Source organism: Nitratireductor lacus (genome assembly GCF_056431025.1).
This window is the reverse complement of record NZ_JBWKMB010000002.1, coordinates 113615-132642: the sequence shown is the minus strand read 5'-3', so window position 1 is coordinate 132642 and position 19028 is coordinate 113615. Positions and strand designations below refer to the sequence as shown.

General features: G+C 62.6%; 17 protein-coding genes and 1 other RNA gene. 6 read left to right on the top strand and 12 right to left on the bottom strand.

The window, feature by feature from the left end:
- Position 1: 1 nt before the first annotated feature.
- The 4 genes from AC07E3_RS02405 to AC07E3_RS02390 are packed head-to-tail and all read right to left on the bottom strand — an operon-like array spanning position 2 to position 4871.
- Entirely contained in the window at positions 2-1114 is a 1113-nt protein-coding gene (locus AC07E3_RS02405) for a cis-3-hydroxy-L-proline dehydratase (protein ID WP_336071766.1), read from the bottom strand.
- A gap of 9 nt (positions 1115-1123) precedes the next feature.
- The gene (locus AC07E3_RS02400) at positions 1124-2125 is read right to left on the bottom strand and encodes a 4-hydroxyproline epimerase (protein WP_336071765.1); all 1002 of its coding nucleotides are present in this window, start codon (positions 2123-2125) and stop codon (positions 1124-1126) included.
- A gap of 12 nt (positions 2126-2137) precedes the next feature.
- Complete coding sequence (locus AC07E3_RS02395) at positions 2138-3397, bottom strand: NAD(P)/FAD-dependent oxidoreductase (protein WP_478360190.1); 1260 nt, start codon at positions 3395-3397, stop codon at positions 2138-2140.
- 16 nt (positions 3398-3413) lie between these two features.
- Positions 3414-4871 (bottom strand): aldehyde dehydrogenase family protein, encoded by a 1458-nt coding sequence (locus AC07E3_RS02390; protein ID WP_349366245.1) that lies wholly within the window; start codon positions 4869-4871, stop codon positions 3414-3416.
- 306 nt (positions 4872-5177) lie between these two features.
- Between AC07E3_RS02390 and AC07E3_RS02385 the strand changes: the two genes are divergently transcribed.
- Positions 5178-5852: a GntR family transcriptional regulator gene (locus tag AC07E3_RS02385; RefSeq protein WP_478360189.1), complete on the top strand. Its 675-nt coding sequence runs from the start codon at positions 5178-5180 to the stop codon at positions 5850-5852.
- A 9-nt stretch (positions 5853-5861) separates the two neighbouring features.
- On the opposite strand, the gene AC07E3_RS02380 is transcribed toward AC07E3_RS02385, so the two are convergent.
- The 6 genes from AC07E3_RS02380 to ffs all read right to left on the bottom strand — a co-directional run bounded on the left by AC07E3_RS02380 (position 5862) and on the right by ffs (position 10970).
- On the bottom strand, positions 5862-6260 hold the full coding sequence (locus AC07E3_RS02380) for a Kazal-type serine protease inhibitor domain-containing protein (RefSeq protein ID WP_007009202.1): 399 nt from the start codon (positions 6258-6260) through the stop codon (positions 5862-5864).
- Positions 6261-6643: 383 nt separating this feature from the next.
- The gene (locus AC07E3_RS02375; protein ID WP_478360267.1) at positions 6644-7852 is read right to left on the bottom strand and encodes a lytic murein transglycosylase; all 1209 of its coding nucleotides are present in this window, start codon (positions 7850-7852) and stop codon (positions 6644-6646) included.
- Positions 7853-7908: 56 nt separating this feature from the next.
- Positions 7909-8514, bottom strand: a complete 606-nt coding sequence (recR, locus tag AC07E3_RS02370) for a recombination mediator RecR (RefSeq protein WP_478360188.1) — start codon at positions 8512-8514, stop codon at positions 7909-7911.
- A 52-nt stretch (positions 8515-8566) separates the two neighbouring features.
- Entirely contained in the window at positions 8567-8890 is a 324-nt protein-coding gene (locus AC07E3_RS02365) for a YbaB/EbfC family nucleoid-associated protein (protein ID WP_007009199.1), read from the bottom strand.
- A 17-nt stretch (positions 8891-8907) separates the two neighbouring features.
- Positions 8908-10746 carry a DNA polymerase III subunit gamma/tau gene (locus tag AC07E3_RS02360; protein WP_478360187.1) on the bottom strand — a complete coding sequence of 613 codons (1839 nt, stop codon included), beginning with the start codon at positions 10744-10746 and terminating at the stop codon, positions 8908-8910.
- A gap of 127 nt (positions 10747-10873) precedes the next feature.
- An RNA gene (ffs, locus tag AC07E3_RS02355) (signal recognition particle sRNA small type) lies at positions 10874-10970 on the bottom strand.
- A 130-nt stretch (positions 10971-11100) separates the two neighbouring features.
- Between ffs and AC07E3_RS02350 the strand changes: the two genes are divergently transcribed.
- Both AC07E3_RS02350 and nudC read left to right on the top strand, forming a co-directional pair.
- Positions 11101-11520: an HIT family protein gene (locus tag AC07E3_RS02350; RefSeq protein ID WP_336071756.1), complete on the top strand. Its 420-nt coding sequence runs from the start codon at positions 11101-11103 to the stop codon at positions 11518-11520.
- A 31-nt stretch (positions 11521-11551) separates the two neighbouring features.
- Positions 11552-12520, top strand: coding sequence for an NAD(+) diphosphatase (nudC, locus tag AC07E3_RS02345; protein ID WP_478360186.1), 969 nt, complete (start codon positions 11552-11554; stop codon positions 12518-12520).
- Here the strand turns inward: nudC and AC07E3_RS02340 are convergent.
- Entirely contained in the window at positions 12517-13389 is an 873-nt protein-coding gene (locus AC07E3_RS02340) for a prephenate dehydratase (protein ID WP_088941562.1), read from the bottom strand. The two genes, nudC and AC07E3_RS02340, sit on opposite strands and share 4 nt — an antisense overlap.
- Positions 13389-14135 (bottom strand): 3-deoxy-manno-octulosonate cytidylyltransferase, encoded by a 747-nt coding sequence (locus AC07E3_RS02335; protein WP_336071752.1) that lies wholly within the window; start codon positions 14133-14135, stop codon positions 13389-13391. The genes AC07E3_RS02340 and AC07E3_RS02335 overlap by 1 nt, the downstream gene beginning before the upstream one ends.
- 197 nt (positions 14136-14332) lie before the next feature.
- Here AC07E3_RS02335 and AC07E3_RS02330 point away from each other — a divergent pair, with 197 nt between their 5' ends.
- From AC07E3_RS02330 to AC07E3_RS02320, 3 genes are all read left to right on the top strand, one after another.
- Complete coding sequence (locus AC07E3_RS02330) at positions 14333-15085, top strand: c-type cytochrome (protein ID WP_478360185.1); 753 nt, start codon at positions 14333-14335, stop codon at positions 15083-15085.
- Between the two features lie 152 nt (positions 15086-15237).
- Positions 15238-17118 (top strand): extracellular solute-binding protein, encoded by a 1881-nt coding sequence (locus AC07E3_RS02325; RefSeq protein ID WP_478360184.1) that lies wholly within the window; start codon positions 15238-15240, stop codon positions 17116-17118.
- Complete coding sequence (locus AC07E3_RS02320; protein ID WP_478360183.1) at positions 17115-19004, top strand: extracellular solute-binding protein; 1890 nt, start codon at positions 17115-17117, stop codon at positions 19002-19004. The genes AC07E3_RS02325 and AC07E3_RS02320 overlap by 4 nt, the downstream gene beginning before the upstream one ends.
- Positions 19005-19028: the final 24 nt, after the last annotated feature.

Genomic DNA, 19028 nt, shown 5'->3' with positions numbered 1-19028 from the left:
CTCAAGCGCCTTTGTCAAACGACAGGACCGGCGCACCGAGCGCTTCGAAATCGGGCTCGATGCCAAGGCCCGGCCTGGACGGTGCCTTCATGCCGCCATTGACGCGTTTCGGCGCGTTGGCGGCGATGGTTTTGGTGCCGTAGGAATTGAAATCCGTTGCCGAGAAGACGAAATCGGACGGCGTCGACTGCGCCAGATGGGCAATCGCGGCGGTAACGATGTCGCCGCCCCATGTGTCTTCGATGGTCATGGGGATGCCATGTGCGAGACACACGTCGCGCATGGTGCGCGCCTTCGACAGACCGCCGACCTTGGAGATTTTCAGGTTGATGACGTCGAATGCGTCGTCGGCCAGACCGCGCACGAGCATATCCAGACCGGTGATGTTTTCATCCATGACGAAAGGCTTTGCCGTGCGGCGGCGGATCGACAGGCACTCGTCATAGGTGGCGCATGGCTGCTCGATATAGACATCGAGATCGGCCACCGCATCGACCACACGTGCTGCCTCGTGGCGGGTCCAGCCGGTGTTGGCGTCGGCCACGAGAATGTCCGTCTCGTCGAGGATTTCGCGGCAGGCGCGGATGCGGGCGATGTCGTCATCCGCATTGCCGCCGACCTTGAGCTGGAATTTGGTGTAGCCCTCGGCCTTGTAGCCGGCGATCTTCTTCGCCATCTGATCCGGGTCTTCCTGCGAGATGGCGCGGTAGAGGCGCACCTCGTCCTGCGCGCTGCCGCCAAGAAGCGCGACCAGCGGCAGGCCGCTTGCCTTGCCGAGAAGATCCCAGCAGGCGATGTCGAGCGGCGCTTTCACATAGGGGTGCCCGTTGAGCGCGGCATCCATGGCGCGGTTAACGAGACCGAGATTGGTGGGATCGAGGCCGATCAGCTTTGGCGCGATTTCCTCAAGCCCGGCCCGGACACCGCGCGCATAGGATGGCAGATAGGCCGAACCCAGCGGGCAGCATTCGGCATAGCCGGTAAGGCCTTCATCCGTCTCGATGGCGACGACGGTGGAATCGAAGACCTCGACGAAGTTTCCGTTCGACCATGAATAGCGCCCTTCCTTTAGCGGCAGGTCGACCTGATAGGCGCGGATAGCTGTGATTTTCATGGTCTCTCCTCAAACGACAACAAAGCCGTGGGCATAGGGATCGCGGTCGTCGATCATGATCGTGTTGTAGCCCGTGACGCGCGCCCAGCCGGCGACCGAGGGCACGATGGCGGGTTTGCCTGCAACCTGCGTTTCGGCCTCCACACGGCCCTCGAACATGGAGCCGATGATGCTTTCGTGGACGAAATCGTCGCCGGGTTTCAGGAGCCCCTTCGCATGCCAGTGCGCCATGCGCGCCGAGGTGCCGGTGCCGCAGGGCGAGCGGTCGATTGCCTTGTCGCCATAGAACACCGCATTGCGGGCGTGCGCTTCGGGCCGGGTGGGTTTGCCGGTCCACAGAATGTGGCTCAGGCCCTTGATGTCGGGCTTTTCAGGGTGGACGAAATCGTATTTCGCGTTGAGGGCAGCGCGCAGTTTCGGGCTCCAGCCAATGAGCTCGCCCGCCGTGTGGTTCGCCATATCCTCGAAGGCCGCCTGCGGCTCGACAATGGCGTAGAAATTGCCGCCATAGGCGACATCGACCGTGATTTCGCCAAGCCCCTCGACCTCCGCGGTCAGCCCGGTCGCATGAACGAAGGCCGGCACATTGGTGAGGCGCACCTTTTCGACAAAACGATCGTTCTGCTCATATTCCGCGACGACGAGACCCGCGGGCGTGTCGAGACGCACCACCCCGGGCTCGCGCGGACGGATGAGGCCGTTTTCGATGCCGATGGTGATGGTGCCAATCGTGCCATGCCCGCACATGGGCAGGCAGCCCGACGTTTCGATGAAGAGAATCCCGATGTCGCAATCCTCGCGCGTGGGCGGATAGAGAATGGAGCCGGACATCATGTCGTGGCCGCGCGGCTCGAACATCAGGCCGGTGCGAATCCAGTCATATTCGGCGAGAAAGTGCGCGCGACGCTCCAGCATGGTGGAGCCCTGGAGCTGCGGACCGCCGCCGGCCACCACCCGCACGGGGTTTCCGCAGGTGTGTCCGTCGATGCAGGTGAATGTGCTGACCGCCATGGTGTTTTCCTGTCAAAACCGGCCGGGCCGGAAGGGCGATATGTCGATGGGTGGGGTTCGCTCGAGGATCAGATCGGCCACGAGCCGAGCCGTGGCGGCCGACTGGGTGAGCCCCAGATGACCGTGACCGAAGGCATAGAGGATGCGGGGGCTGGAGGAGGCCCGCCCGATGACCGGAAGCGAATCGGGCATTGAGGGGCGCGAGCCCATCCACTCCGTTCCGCCCTCGCGCTTTAGCCCCGGCAGGAAACCAGCGGCCTTGTCGAGCATGTGCCGTGCGCGCCTGAAATTGACCGGGGCATCGAAGCCGGCAAGCTCGGACGCGCCGCCAACGCGAATGCCGGTGGCAAGCGGTGTGACGACAAAACCGTGCGCGGGAAAGATGACCTGCCGTTTCAGATCGAAACTGCCGGGTGGCAGCGTGGTGTTGTAGCCGCGTTCGGGTGTAAGGGGCATCCTCTCGCCCAGCGTCGCGGTGAGCCTGTTCGACCACGGCCCGGCGGCGAGAACGGCATGGCCTGCCTTGAGGGTTCGACCATCCTCAAGGGTGACGTTTACACCCTCTGCGCCGGGCGAGAGGCGCGAAACGGTACCTTCGATCAGCTCGACACCCCGCGCCCGGGCGGCTTCCAGCAGGGCAAGCGCATAGTCGCGCGGGTCGCTGACCGTTTTCCATTGCGGCAGAAACACGCCCTTCACCAGCCGTGGAGAAAGGCCCGGCTGCAACGCGGCAAGGCGCGTGCCTTCCACATGCTCCACCTCGACGCCGGCCTTCTCACAGCGCTCCCAGCTTTTCAGCGAGGCGCGCCATGCGGCCTCGCTCTCATATAGCTCCAGAGCGCCATCATGGCGCACCAGATGGTCGAGCCCGGCTTCTTTCGTGAGGGTTGCCGTTTCGGTTTCGGAGAGCCTGTTCAACGCCGCCTGCGCCGCCGTGCTGGCCTCGATGCGGTCTGGCATGGAGGCTCGGAAGAAGCGCAGAAGCCAGGGCAGAACCGACGGGAACTGCGCCGGCGGTATAGAGAGCGGCCCCAGCGGATCGAACAGCCATTTGGGCGCCTTGAAGAGAATGCCGGGTGACGCCAGCGGAAGGATGGAAGGAAAGGCGAATGCGCCGGCATTGCCCCGGCTCGCGGCGTTGGCCGGCGCATCGCGCTCGATGAGCGTGACATGCCGGCCCGCCTCAGCAAGGCGGAATGCGGTGGCTATGCCGATGATGCCGCCGCCTATGATGGCGACATCGGCGTTTCCCTGCGAACGGGCTTTGCCCATCCTCCCCTCCCGCCGATCAGGGCTGCGTGTAGGCCGTTTTCACCGTCGTGTAGAATTCGACGGCGTAGCGTCCCTGCTCGCGCGAACCGAAGCTCGAGCCCTTCGTGCCGCCGAAAGGCACGTTGTAGTCGACACCGGCGGTGGGCAGGTTGACCATGACCATGCCGGCCTCCGACTTCTGCTTGAAGTCGCTCGCATATTTGAGCGAGGTGGTGCAGATGCCCGAGGAGAGGCCGAAGCTCGTGTCGTTGGCGACGTGCAGCGCCTCCTCGTAATCCTTGACGCGGATGACGCTGGCGACAGGCCCGAAGACCTCCTCGCGATTGATGCGCATGTCGTTGCTGGTCTCGGTGAAGAGCGCAGGCGCCATGTAGAAGCCGGGCTTCTCCAGCGTCAGGCGCTCGCCGCCGATGGCGAGCTTTCCGCCCTCCTGGCCGGCGATCTCGACATAGGACAGATCCTGCTCGAGCTGCTTTTCGTCCACCACCGGGCCCATCTGGGTTTTGGGGTCGAGCGCATCGCCGACGACGAGGGTCCTGAGCTTTTCGGTGAGTGCGGAAACGAAACGGTCGTGAATGCCTTCGGACACGACGAGACGGCTGGACGCGGTGCAGCGCTGGCCGGTGGAGAAGAATGCGCCGTTGAGCGCGGCGCCGACTGCCACGTCGAGATCGGCATCGTCCAGAACCACAAGCGGGTTCTTGCCACCCATTTCAAGCTGCACCTTTTTCAGGTGCTCGCCACAGGCTGCCGCAATGCCGCGGCCCGTGGGTACGGAACCGGTGAAGGAAATTGCGCGGACCTTCGGGTTTTCGATCATGCGCGGGCCAAGCTCGGAACCGCGGCCCGCAACCAGATTGAACACGCCTTCCGGCAGACCGGAGCGCGAAAGGATTTCCGCCAGCGCCCAGGCGGAACCCGGCACGAGTTCGGCCGGCTTCAGCACGACCGCATTGCCATAGGCGAGCGCCGGCGCGATCTTCCACGCCGGGATGGCGATGGGGAAGTTCCACGGGGTGATCATACCGATAACGCCCATGGGCTCGCGGCGCATATCCACCTCAACGCCGGGGCGGATGGAATCGAGACGCTCTCCCGGCAGGCGCACGGCCTCTCCTGCGAAGAACTTGAACACCTGACCGGCACGCACCACCTCGCCGATGCCTTCCGCCAGTGTCTTGCCTTCCTCGCGCGAAAGCAGACGGCCAAGCTCGTCTTTGCGGGCGATGATCTCATTGCCGACGGCATCGAGAATGTCATAGCGCTGCTGCGGGGTAGACCGCGCCCAGCCCGGCGCCGCATCATGCGCCGCGTCGATGGCGCGATCGAGATCGGCCCCGCCGGAGCGCGCTGCCAAACCAACGACATCGCGCGTGTCGGACGGGTTGATGTTTTCAACCTGACTGTCGCCCTCGATCCATTCGCCGGCAATGTAGTTCTTGAAATGGTTGGTGCCTGTCTCGCTGAGCGCCATTGGTGGAATACCCCCGAATTCTATCAGTTTCAGTTTGTTGGCCAGTTTCAGTTCGGCCGGCAGCCTAGCGCAGACGCGGTCTGCCAGTCATGCGATGGTTCGTTATGCCAGCCTGCCATTTGCACATGATGCGCTGATCGACGCTGGAAAGCGCCCTGCTCCCACAAGCGGCTCACCAAACATTGCGGAAGAGTCTTTAACTCAGATTGGATCCAATATACAATTGTAAAATGAAACTCATTCGATGTGGCAGGAGCGCAGGTACAGCGCAGGCATGTCAGCGGGGCCGCAGGCGGGATTCAGGAAATGAAGCTGGAAGCCATTGATGTAAGACAGACAGCCTCGGCGACCGACCTGGTGTTCGAAGCCCTGCGCAAGGCCATCATCGAGGGCGAACTGGCGGAAGGCGAACACCTGCGGCAGGACCATATCGCTCAGATGTTCAACACCAGCCGCATTCCCGTGCGAGAGGCATTGCAGCGGCTGGAACAGGACGGGCTCGTGACCACCCAGCGCTACCGGGGCACGGTTGTGGCAGCCCTTTCCGCTGTGGAGATCGAGGAGATTTTCGAGTTTCGCGCCCTGCTGGAGAGCGAAGTTATCCGGCTTGCCGTGCCGGCGCTCACGCGGAAACAACTGGATGCCGCCCGCACGAACCTCGAGGCTTTTGCCGCCGCCTCGGACCCGGGCGGCTGGGGCGAGGCGAACCGAAAATTCCACTATGGCCTCTATGAAGCGGCTGACCGCCCCTATCATCTGCAGATCATCCGCTCGTCACTCGACCGGGTCGACCGCTATCTGCGTGCGCAGCTCACCCTGACGGATGGCAAAAAGCGCGCCCACCGGGAACATCTCAGCATCCTTGACGCCTGCGAAAGAGGCGACGCGGATGAAGCGGCCAGCCTCACCCGCGCCCATATTCTGGATGCCGGCCGCTCGCTGCTCGCCATTCTGGAGGAGCGACGCGGCCAGAGCGTTTAGCACACTCTCTCAGCACTCTCCGGGGCGAACGACCCGGAAGCCGGCTGCGCGCGCCGTGCATGCATTGCCGAACGTGCGGCGCTGACCACCCCTGCGCGCGCAGACAGGGCGGTATTCACGGGTGCAGATCTGCGGACGCTCGGGCCGGCTGGACTGAGGCCGACAGGTTCCCGGTCGCACGATCCTGAAGCCCTGCGCGCGTGCCGAACAGGCATTGCCGAACGTGCGTTGCTCGCCGCCGCGTCGCGCGCAGACGGGGTTGTATTCCATCGTGCACATCTGCGGGCGATCCGGCCGTGGCGGACGCGGACGGTTCGGCCCTTCCTCCACGACAACGGTGCAACTGGCCAGAATGATCGCCCCACCGGCAAGCGCGGCGAAACGGGACATGAGTTTTGCAATGATCACCGGTCTTTCCCTCTCTCGAATGCAGGCATGAGGTTCCGCACCTTGCCCCGAAGCAGATTAGCCGATTTTCGGGCGGCTTCCAGCCTATACCGTGACGATCACGCGACTGCCTGCTGCCTAGGGTCAGGACCCATTAATATGGCCGCAATGGTCGGCCTGATTTGTGCGGATACGCGAAGCAAGGCCGCAGGAAGACTTCATGTCTTTCAAGGTCTTGCGACAAAGTAAGCCGTACAAATCAGGCCGATCCGAAGGACGTTCGATAGACCGGCGACCTGCTGCGTCAAACCCCTTGACCGGGGGGAAGACCCCGCTCTGCGGGCTTCTCCTTGCATCTCTTGGTCTATCGATCGCCATTGCGGCCATATTAATGGGTCCTGACCCTAGCGCAGACGCCGGATCGTATCGCCGGCGGGGAAGCAGGTGGGCGCGATGCCGTTCTTCTGCTGCCAGTCGCCGATGGAGCGCCGGGTCTTGAACCCGACGAGACCGTCAGCGCCGCCGACATCATAACCAAGCCTTTCGAGCCCGCGCTGCATGGCCGCGACATCGCCACGATCGAAGCCGCCGACGCGGTCCCAGGAGCCGGAAAATTCACTGTTGCCATACATGATGCGGTCGCCCGCATGGCCGACGAACAGCGCGTAAAGATCGCTCTCGTTATAGTCCTTGAGGCGGTAGAAGTTCGGCGTGACGATGAAAGCGGGGCCGAAGCGGCCTGCGGGCATCATCAGATAGCCCTCGCCGCGCAGCTCATGCTCGGGAAACGCCTTGCCGCCGACCCGGCGAATGCCGAGCGCCTGCCAGTCTGCTATGCGTTTTCCACGATCAGGGCCCTCAAGCGCACAGGACACGGATTGCGGAACCGTGACTTCAAACCCCCAGTCGCGCCCGCGCACCCAGCCATGCTGCGCCAGGTAATTGGCGATGGAAGCCAGCGTGTCGGCCTCTGATTTCCAGATGTCGGCGGTGCCGTCGCCATCGCCATCGACGGCGTATTTCAGATAGGAACTGGGCATGAACTGAGGCTGGCCCATCGCGCCAGCCCAGGAAGAGCGCATGGCGCGCGGCGAAACGCCCCGGCGCTCCACCATCTCGAGTGCCGACAGAACCTCTTCCCGGAACATCTCTTTTCGTGTGGCAAGGAAGGCCTTGGTGCCGAGTACCTCAAAGGCGTCATGGGGGATTTTTGCGCGTCCGAAGCCGGATTCACGGCCCCAGATGGCGAGCAGGATGCCGCGCGAGACGCCATAGCGCTTTTCGATTGCAGAAAGGACGCCCGAAAGCTGACCGGCGCGGGAGCGGCCGCCTGAAACGACACCACCGATGTGCTGGAAATAGGCGGACGGGGCGCGGAATTCGGCCTGGTGCTGCCTGTCACTGCGCGGTTTGCTCTCTCCCGGCAGAACGAGATCTGGCAGCTTCAGATTGGGCGAGACACTGGCGAAGGCGTCGTTGAAGGTGGCGGAGGAAATGCCGCGACGCTGCGCTTCCGGCCAGAGGTCTCGTGCGAGCCAGTCGCGGAACTGCGCCTCGATGGACTGCGCCGACGCGGCACCCGCCACAAGCAAGACGCAAAGGGCTGCAATCAGCCGGATCGAGTTGCGAAGACTCTGGTTGCGAAGGCTCAAGGCGTTTCTCCCGCTGTTCAAAAGCTCGTGCGCGACTTCAACGCTGCCGAAAGCGTTCCCTCATCCAGATAGTCGAGCTCACCGCCCACCGGCACGCCATGGGCAAGGCGCGTGACCTTCACCTCCATGCCGGCCACCTGATCGGTGATGTAATGGGCTGTGGTCTGCCCCTCCACCGTGGCGTTGACGGCGAGGATCAACTCCGACACGCCGCCTTCGGCCACCCGCCCAACCAGCCTCTTGATGTTGAGATCGTCGGGTCCGACCCCATCGAGCGGCGAGAGCGTGCCGCCGAGAACGTGATAGCGCGCATTCATCGCGCCGGCGCGCTCCAGCGCCCAGAGATCGGACACATCCTCCACCACGATAATGGTGGTGCCGTCGCGGCGCGGATCGGTGCACAGCGTGCAGGGATCGCTGGTGTCGACATTGCCGCAGGTCGAGCAGACCCGCACCTTGTCAACGGCCTCGGCCATGGCCGCTGTGAGCGGAGCGAAGAGCTGATCTTTCTTCTTGATCAGATGAAGTGCCGCGCGCCGGGCCGAGCGCGGCCCGAGCCCCGGCACACGGGCCAGGAGCTGGATGAGACGCTCGATTTCCGGTCCGGCGATGGATTTGGACATGGCTGCTCCGCCCACGCATGGCCAGTACAGGACTGGCCTTACCCTTATTCCACTAGAAAGGCAGCTTCATGCCGGGCGGGATCGGCAGGCCGGCGGTCATTTCCTGGGTCTTTTCCTGAATCGCTGCCTCGAGCTTCGATTTCGCGTCATTGTGCGCGGCGAGGATCAGGTCTTCGAGGATTTCCACATCGTCCTCCTTGAAGAGCGAGGGGTCGATCTTCAACGCCTTCATCTCGGATTTGCCGCTCAGCGTCACCTTGACCGTGCCGCCACCGGCCTGGCCCTCGATTTCCATCTCGGCCATTTCTTCCTGCATGGCCTGAAACTTGGCCTGCATTTCCTTGGCCTTGCCCATAAGGCCCATCAGATCGCGCATTGTGGTCTCCAGTTCACTTAGAAATCGTCGTCGTCATCATCGTCCGGATCGACCGGATCAATTGCGTCGGCTGTCTCTTCGACCGCATCAGGGTCGGTTGCATCCGGGATGCGGATGTCGATGATCTTCGCGCCGGGGAAGCGGTCGAGAATGGCCGCGACCGCCGGGTCGGCCTTCGCGTCGGCGATCGCGCTCTCGCGGCGGCCCTCCTCCTGCTCGGCGAGCGTCGGCCCGCCAGCCTCGCTCGACAGCGAGACGATCCAGCGACGGCCGGTCCACTCCTTCAGCCGATTGGTCAGGTCACCCATCACCGTCTTGGGCGCATCCTCGGTCAGGCTGATATCGAGGCGACCCGGCTCAATCGAGACAAGGCGGACACACCGCTTGAGAAGGACCTTGAAGGCCATGTCGCGTTTCGCATCGGCGAGTCTGGCGATGTCCTCAAGCGATTTGAGCGGGACCGCATCGGGCACCGCCTCTTCGGCAACCACCGGCGGCTGCACCGCCACGGGCGCTGCTTCCGGCTGGACGAGACGCATGGTCTGACCGCCACCGGAAACCGGCGCATGCTGGGTCGCAACGGCGGATGCCATTGCGCCACCGCCGCCATTGCCGGACGGTGAAACCCCGCCGGGCGCCGGAGGCTGGCCCTGCCCGTTGCCCGCGCCTGCCGGCACGTCGTCGAGCCGCTTCAGCGCCTCATCGAGTGTCGGAAGGCTGGCGGCATGGGCGATGCGGATCAGCACCATCTCGCCAGCAGCCATGGGCCGGCCGGAAGACTGTACCTCCTGAATGCCCTTGAGGAGCATCTGCCATGTGCGCGAGAGGACGCGTACGGACAGTGTTTTCGAGAATTCGAGCCCGCGCGTGCGTTCGTCCTCGGAAAGTGCTGCGTCTTCGGCAGCTTCCGGCACGAAACGCAGACGGGTGACCAGATGATTGAACTCGGCCAGATCGTTGAGCACCGTTGCCGGGTCGGCGCCGACGTCGTATTGCGCACGGAACTCGGCCAGCGCGGCGGCTACATCGCCCTTCATCAGGTCTTCGAACAGGCCGATAATGCGGCTGCGGTCCGCCAGCCCCAGCATGTCGCGCACGGTTTGCGCCGTGACCTTGCCGGAGGAATGGGCAATCGCCTGATCGAAGATCGACTGGGCGTCGCGCATCGAACCTTCCGAGGCGCGCGCGATCATGGCCAGCGCCTCGTCCTCTGCCTCCACGCACTCCAGCCCGCCAATACGGCTGAGATCGGCCTTGATCATGGCTGCATCGATGCGACGCAGATCGAAACGCTGGCAGCGCGACAGGATGGTGATGGGAACCTTGCGGATTTCCGTGGTGGCGAAGATGAACTTCACATGCGGCGGCGGCTCCTCAAGCGTCTTCAAAAGGCCGTTGAAGGCCTGATTGGAGAGCATGTGGACCTCATCGATGATGAAAACCTTGTAGCGCGCGGAAACCGGCGCGTAGCGCACCTGGTCGATGATGTCGCGTATGTCGTCGATGCCGGTGTGCGAGGCGGCATCCATCTCGACCACGTCCACGTGACGGCCTTCGAGGATGGCGCGGCAATGCTCGCCTTCCGAGGTCAATTCGACCGTCGGCTTGTCGATCGTGTCCGTCTTGTAGTTGAGCGCGCGTGCCAGAATGCGCGCCGTCGTGGTCTTGCCGACACCACGCACGCCGGTCAGCATCCATGCCTGCGCTATGCGCCCTGCGTTGAACGCGTTGGTGAGCGTGCGCACCATCGGCTCCTGGCCGATCAGTCCGGTGAAATCACTGGGGCGGTATTTGCGGGCAAGAACCCGGTAGGCGCCGCCGGCCCTGTCGCTTGCTTTGGTGCCGGCCTCGGTCATTGCCCTCTTGCGCTCCGTGTTTTGTCCTGACGCCGGCAGTGTCCCCTTGGACAAGGTTCTGCGTCAATGGACAATGTGGACGGCAAGGCTGAAATCCGGTGAATGCGGCCAGGAAAACAAGAAGAAGGTGGGAGGCTGGCACGGCGACCCGTGCCTGGCTCGTTAGGGCTGCTTCCTTCCGGACCTGACCCGGTTGGCGAGTGGCTCGTCCACCACCAACCTCCCGGCCCCCATATCGGAAATTGTGAGGACAAATGCAAGGGGCGGAGATGCGCTTTCGCGACAACACTTAATCATTCGCTTGCAGGTACAGGCTGCTCCCTCTAGCCTTGATCGAGGTGTTGAGGACAATTGATGCTGCCAGACGCAAAAAAGGGTTTCGAGCTTGATCCACGGCTGGAGGCGGAAAGCCTGCATGTGATGTGGCTCGGGCTTTGCGAACTGCGTCTTTGCGATGACAGGCGCTGGCCCTGGCTGATCCTTGTGCCACAGCGCCCGGGCTCCGAGGAAATCCACGACCTGACGCCTCTCGATCAGGCGATGGTCAGCTTCGAGACCAATCTGGTCGCGCAGATGCTGAAGGATATGACGGGCTGCACGAAGATCAACACTGCCGCGCTCGGAAATGTGGTTCGCCAGTTGCACATCCACGTGATTGCGCGGAGCGAGGGTGATCCGGGCTGGCCAGGCCCTGTCTGGGGATATGGTGTCCGCGAACCCTATCGCCGTGAAAACCTACACCAGCTCGCCGAGACGATTCGCGGCAAATTATGAGCCCATCTTGAAAACCGACAGATCGTCTTTCATGACCTTTCCATTTTTCGACACCGCACGCGACGAAGCGAGCCAGCGCGTTGCCTTTTCCGGAAACCGCATCGACAGGCAGGCCGAAGCCCGCACCGACGATGCCGCCGAACAGGCGCTGAAGGCCCGGGATGCGCGCCTGTTGCTGTTTGCGCAGGGGCGGCTCATTCTGCGTGTCGAAGGTGACAGGGCTTTCGACCCCTATTTCACCCGGGACGAAACCTCGACCTTTGCGCCAGTGCTGAAACAGGCGGTGCTGCTTGGCCATGAGGACGGAGCACCCGTGCTGGCCGTGCCGTCAGTGGCAGACATTGAGGCGCTGCCCACACCGGTCAAGGCCATCGACTATCGCTCGATCTACATGCAGGGGCTTCTGGAGCCGACCGCGCTGGGCGCGCTGGCACAGGGCGCGGCGCTTCTTGCCTGGCACGAGAGCCACCGTTTCTGCGGGCGCTGCGGCAATGAAACAGAGATGCGTGATGGTGGCTACAAGCGGCACTGTCCGACCTGCGGGCGCGATCATTTTCCGCGCACCGATCCGGTGGTGATCATGCTCGCTGTCCGTGGCGAGCAGTGCCTGCTGGGCCGCAGCCCACATTTCGCTCCCGGAATGGTTTCCTGCCTTGCCGGTTTTGTGGAGCCCGGCGAGACAATCGAGGCTGCGGTGCGCCGCGAAACACGGGAAGAGGCGGGGATTGCCGTCGGCGCAGTCGCCTATCATGCGAGCCAGCCCTGGCCGTTTCCCTATTCGCTCATGATCGGCTGCTATGGCCAGGCCGAGAGCGAGGCGATCACCATGGATGAAAACGAGCTGGAGGATTGTCGCTGGTTTTCCCGCGACGAGGTGCGCCTGATGCTGGAAGACAGGCATCCCGACGGCCATCGCGTACCGCCTCGGGGCGCGATAGCCAACAGGCTCATCCGCGACTGGGTGCTTGGATCGGATCCAGGCCAGATGGACGGCGGTTAATCGTCGTCCTCGGTCTGCGTTGCGCGGAACGGGTGGGCCTCATAGACACCAAGAATGCGCACTTCACGCGAGAAGAAGCTCAGTTCCTCAAGCGCCAGCGCGACATTGCGGTCGTCGGGATGTCCTTCAACATCGGCATAAAACAGGGTGGAGAAGAATTTGCCGCCAAGCTGATAGCTTTCCAGTTTGGTCATGTTGACGCCGTTGGTGGCAAAGCCGCCCATCGCCTTGTAAAGCGCGGCGGGGACGTTGCGCACCCGGAAGATGAAGGTGGTCATCATCAACTGATCCGGCGCGGTCCGCGCGGCCAGCTTCTGCTCCTTCGAAAGCACAACGAAGCGGGTAACATTGTTGTCGGTGTCCTCGACATTCTCCATGGCGATGTCGAGGCCGTAGAGCTCTGAGGCAAGCCGGGGCGCCAGCGCGGCGTTGGAGCGCTCGCCCATCTCGGCGACGAGGCGGGCGGCACCCGCGGTATCGCCGGCGACCGTGCCCTTCCAGCGGTTCTTGCGGATGATGTTGCGGCACTGGCCGAGCGCATGAATGTGGCTGTAGACCGTCCTGATTTCCCCGGTCTTCACGCCCGGCAGCACCATGAGCTGAAAGTGGATCGGCAGGAAGTACTCACCGACAATGTGCAGCTTCGAACGCGGGAGAAGGTGGTGGATGTCGGCCACGCGCCCGGCGATGGTGTTTTCAATGGGGATCATTGCCAGGTCGGCGGCGCCGGTCTCGACCGCAGTAAAACAGTCTTCAAAGGTCGGACACGGAAGCGGCTCCATATCGGGAAACATGTTGCGGCAGGCCGTATCGGAATTTGCACCGGGTTCGCCCTGAAAGGCGATCTTGTTTGTCTTGGCTGCCATGATCATGTGTCCGTTTTCAATGCTAGTATCTGCCTGGCTTTCTCCAGGTCTTCTGGCGTATCGACGCCAAGCGGCACCGAAGCGACGATCTGCGCATCGATGCGCATACCGGCCTCCAGCGCCCGCAACTGCTCAAGCCGCTCACGCTGCTCGAGCACCGATGGCGCAAGGGAGACGAAACGCTCCAGCGCGGCGCGACGATAAGCGTAGATACCGACATGATGGTAGAGCGGCCCTTCGCCCCATGGGGCGGTGGCGCGGGTAAAATAGAGTGCGCGCAACCGCGACGGTTCCTCATCGCTGGGCGCGCCCACGATCTTCACCACGTTCGGATTGGTCTTTTCCGCCTCGTTCACGATCTCGACGCCGAGCGTGGCGATGTCCACCCGGGGATCATCCAGCGGGCCGGCGACGGCGCGGATGTCCTCGGGGGCGATGGTGGGCAAGTCGCCCTGCAGATTGATGATGCTCTCATAGCGACCATCCGGATCGATGCTGCCCAGAGCCTCAAAGATGCGATCGGAACCGGACTGATGGTCCGCGCGGGTCATGATGGCCGTGAAACCGGCTTTCTCGACGGCGTCGGCCACCTCTTTCGAATCGGTTGCGACCGCAACCTGCCCGGCGCCGCTCTCCGAGGCCCGAAGTGCCACCTGAACGATCATCGGCAGGCCGGCAATGTCCGCCATCGGTTTGCCGGGCAAACGTGTCGAAGCCATGCGCGCGGGAATGACGATGAGGCTGGACATCGGGGCGGGAACTCTCTTGAATCGCTAAAGTGGCAAAAAGTCTCACTGGGAAGTGCCTTATATGTGTTGCATGCGCGGAGCAAAAGACCTAGTTTCCGCGCGATTTTACCGGCAACGGCCGAACGCGGGGGACAACGGCGCTGAAGTTTCGTTCTTCTCGCCGCCGCGAGCGTCCGGAATAGGGAGCCTCAGGGCGTATGAACTCGTTCGAACTCAACAAAATCCTCGGCGCGCTACTTGGCGCCGTTTTCGTCATCTTCTCGGTCAGCATTCTTTCGGACGCGATCTTCTCCTCGCCTCCGCCGGCCACACCGGGCTATGCGATCGAGGTGGCTGAGGACGATGGGGCCGGTGCGTCCGACGAACCGGCAGAGCCAGAGTCCATTGCGCCGCTGCTGGCTTCCGCCGATGCAGGCAAGGGCGAGAACATCTTCAAGCGCTGCCAGGCCTGCCACACCGTCGATGACGGCGGTGCCAACAAGGTCGGCCCCAATCTCTGGGAGATCGTCGATCGCCCAATCGCCAGCCATGAGGGCTTCGGTTATTCGGCTGCGATGCAGGAATTCGCACAGGGCGGCAGCGTCAAGTGGACCTATGAGAACCTGGACCACTTCCTGGCCAATCCGAAGGGGTTCGTTTCCGGGACCGCGATGGCATTCGCCGGCCTCAAAAAGATTGAGGATCGCGCCGACCTGATCGCCTATCTGCGCCAGCACGCTTCAAGCCCGGTGCCTCTGCCTGAACCCGAGGCCGAAGGTGGTGACGACGCTGCTGCAGCGCCCGCCGAAGGCCAAGAAGCCGCACCGGCTGCCGAGAGCGAGGCGACACCGGCTGGAGAAACGGCTGCACCAGCCGAAGCGTCCAGCAACGAAGACTCTGCGCCTGCTGAGGAAGCCCCGGCTGAAGAGGCTCCTGCCGAGGACGGCGACAGCGCCGCATCCGGCAACTAACGAAAATTTAATTTTAGCAAACTTGAAAAAGCCGGTTTCGACCGGCTTTTTTGTTGCCTGAAAGAACCTTTCAGGGAGACCGTATCCCTTGCCATGCGTGGGGGATGGTCTACCTTTCGGCTGGGAACCAAAAACAATATGAGGAGAATGCCATGCGGGTGATCGGTGCGAGAGCAACATGGGCGGCCTGTCTCGCCACGGCTCTTCTGTTCGCCAGCCATCCCGCCAGCGCCGAAGACGAATGGCTTACCAACTCGTCCCTCATCCAGCCTGAAAGCGAACAGGGGCCTTTCGAGCGCTACGACTACGTGAATCCCGACGCGCCCAAGGGCGGGACGCTGAATTCGGTGGCGCTTGGCACCTATGACAGTTTCAACCCGTTCATCGTGCGCGGCACACAGGCGGCGGGGCTCAACTATTTCGGTGGCCTCCTCTGGGACACGCTGATGCAGCAGTCGCTGACGGAGCCGAGCACGAGCTATCCACTGATCGCCGAGGCCTTCAAGCATCCTGAAGACAATTCTTCCGCCACCTATCGCATAAACCCGAAAGCGCGCTGGCACGATGGTACGCCGATCACGGCGGAAGACGTGGTCTGGTCTCTCAACATGCTCAAGAAGCATAGCCCCCAGCACACACGCTATTTCTCCAGTGTGGTGGAGGCGGTGCCCCTTTCCGAGCGCGAGGTGGAGTTCCGCTTCGACCAGAAGGGCAACAAGGAACTGCCACACATAATGGGCGACCTGCCGGTTCTGCCCAAACACTGGTGGGAAGGCACGGACGCCGACGGCAAGAAGCGCAACTTCACCCAGCCCACGCTCGAGCCGCCGCTGGGCAGCGGGCCCTACAGGATCGAGAGCTTTACGCCCGGTTCCGAGATCGTGTGGAAGCGGGTGGAGGATTACTGGGCAGCCGATCTGCCGGTGAATGTCGGGCGCTACAATGTGGACCGCCGCAGATACACCTATATCCAGGATGAGAACGCTGCCTGGCTCGCCTTCACCAAGGGTGGCCTGCAGGATATTCGGGTGGAAAACCGCTCGCGCCGATGGGCGACGGAATACACGTTCCCGGCCGTGAAAGATGGCGATGTCATCAAGAAGGAGTTTCCAACGGGCGGCGCCGAGCCCATGCAGGGCTTCGTGCTGAACACCCGCCGACCCAAGTTTCAGGACCGCCGCATCCGCGAGGCGCTGACCCTCGCCTTCAACTTCGAGGACATGAACCGGACGCTGTTTTTCGACAGCTATACCCGCACGGACAGCTATTTCGAAGGGTCCGAGCTGGCCGCCACCGGCCTGCCGGAGGGGCGTGAACTGGAGATCCTCGAAGAATTCAGGGACAAGCTTCCGCCTGAACTTTTCACCGAGGAATTCAGGCTGCCGGTCTACGACAATCCGCAGGCGGAACGAACCTATCTGCGCGAAGCCATCAAGCTCTTTTCCGAAGCGGGTTGGAGCATCAAGAGCGGCAAGATGACGAACAATGGCACGGGCCAGCAGTTTACCATCGAGTTTCTCGGTAACAGCCCCACTGACGAGATAACGACGGGGCCTTACATGGCGGCGCTGCGCAAGATCGGCATCGACGTATCGCTGCGCATCATCGATCCGTCGCAATATGTAAACCGCATCCGCAATTTCGACTTCGACGCGGTGGCGAGCATCTTCGTCAACTCGCTTTCGCCGGGCAATGAGCAGCGCGAATACTGGGGTTCTAAGGCCGCCGACACGCCCGGCACCCGCAATCTTGCCGGCGTGAAGGATCCGATCGTCGACGCGCTGGTCGAGAAGATCATCTACGTGAAGGACCGCGAAGAACTGGTTGCGGCCAGCCGGGCGCTCGACCGCGTGCTTCTGTGGAACTATTACTGGGTGCCGCAATGGCACGCGCCCTATGTCCGCATCGCCTACTGGAACAAGTTCGGCATGCCGGAGAAGCAGCCCGAATATGCAGGCGTCGATCTTGAATCATGGTGGATCGATCCGGAACGAGAGAAGGCTCTCGCCGCCAAATACCGGAGCCAGAATTGAGCGGGCGCGCCACGGTGCCGCATCGGCTCCCGCGTCGGGACTTTCTGGCGCTCATCGGTGCGGCCATCGCCACGCCTCTTTTGCCGCGCGAGGTGTTCGCCAATGTGGAGACGGGCACGCCGCTGCATGGCCTTTCGGCATTCGGCGATCTCAAATATGCGCCGGGCTTCAGCCATTTCGACTATGCCAGCCCGGAGGCGCCGAAGGGCGGCACGTTCAACTTCCAGCCCGGTTACTGGTACTACAACCAGAACGTCCTGACCTTCAACACGCTGAACGCCTTCGTGCGCACCGGGGACGCGCCGCCGCGCATGGAGATATGTTACGATTCGCTGATGGTTCGCGCCTATGACGAGCCTGACGCGATCTACGGGCTTCTGGCCGAAAGCGTGACACTTTCTGAGGATCGCAACGGGTTCACATTCAGACTTCGGCCGGAGGCGCGTTTTCATGATGGCTCGCCTGTCACCGCCGCCGACGTGGCCTTCACCTACAATCTGCTGAAGGAGAAGGGGCACCCGCAATTGCAGCTGCCTCTTACCGAGATGACCGAGGCCTCGACGGAAGGGCCCGACCTGGTCCATCTGCGATTTTCCGGGCGGCAATCGCGCCGCAACATTCTGACCGTGGCCGGGTACCCGATTTTCTCAAAGGCCTTTGTCGAGGAGAACGGCTTCGACAGTTCCCGTCTCGTCCCGGTGCTCGGCTCCGGCCCTTACAGGGTGGGGCGGTTCTCCGCCGGACACTATGTGGAATATGAGCGGGTTGCAGACTACTGGGCGCGCGAGCTTGGCCCTGCAAAGGGGTTCAATCATTTCGACACGATCCGCATCGACTTCTACCGCGACCGCAATGCCGGGTTCGAGGCTTTCAAGAAGGGCGATGTCTACTGGCGCGAGGAGTTCACCGCACGCGTTTGGGCTACGGGATACGATTTTCCAGCCATCCGCGACGGACGCGTGGTGCAGACTTATATCCTCGGTGAAAAGCGCCCGCAGCTCTATGGCCTGGTGCTGAACCAGCGGCGCGAGCAGTTCAAGGATGTGCGGGTGCGCGAGGCCATCAGCCTGTGCTTCGACTTCGAATGGACGAACCGCAACCTCTTTTACGACGCCTATCAGCGTTCGCACTCCTTCTTCGAACGCTCGCCTTACATGGCCGATGGGGAACCCTCACCCGAAGAACAGGCGCTGCTCGACCGCTTTCGCGGCGAGGCGCCGGAAGCGGCGTTTGGAGAGGCGGTGAAGCAGCCGGTTTCCGATGGTTCCGGCCGCGACCGCAACAATCTGAGACGTGCGCGCCAGCTTCTTCTGGAAGCCGGCTGGACCCCACGCGACGGTGTTCTCCACAACGAGAAAGGCACGCGCTTCACGCTGGAATATCTGGTGCGGGATGAACTCTTCCTGCGCCAGGATGCGAGCTTCGGCGAGAATCTGCGGGCCATCGGCATTGATGCCTCGGCCCGCGTGGTCGATGCCTCGCAGTATCAAAGCCGGCAGAATGCGTTCGATTTCGACATGATCTCCATGGCGATCGGTCTGACAGCCACACCGGACGCCAACGGGCTCGAACAGATATTCCATTCGCGCACGGCAAGTGTCGAAGGGACCTACAATTTTGCAGGCACAGCCGATCCGGTGGTCGATGAACTGATCGAAATTGCCGGTAAGGCGAAAAGCCGCGACGAACTGACCGTCACGCTGAAGGTGCTGGACAGGGTCTTGCGTGCAAGGCGCGACTGGATTCCAAATTGGCACCTGACGAATCACCGTGTGGCCCACTGGGACATGTTCGGCTACAGCGACAACAAGCCGGATTACTTCTTCCCGGTGGAATCGCTCTGGTGGTTTGAGCAAGAGAAGGCAAAAGCGATTGGCAAGGCGTAAGGGCGGCGTGGCAGATTTTTCCTC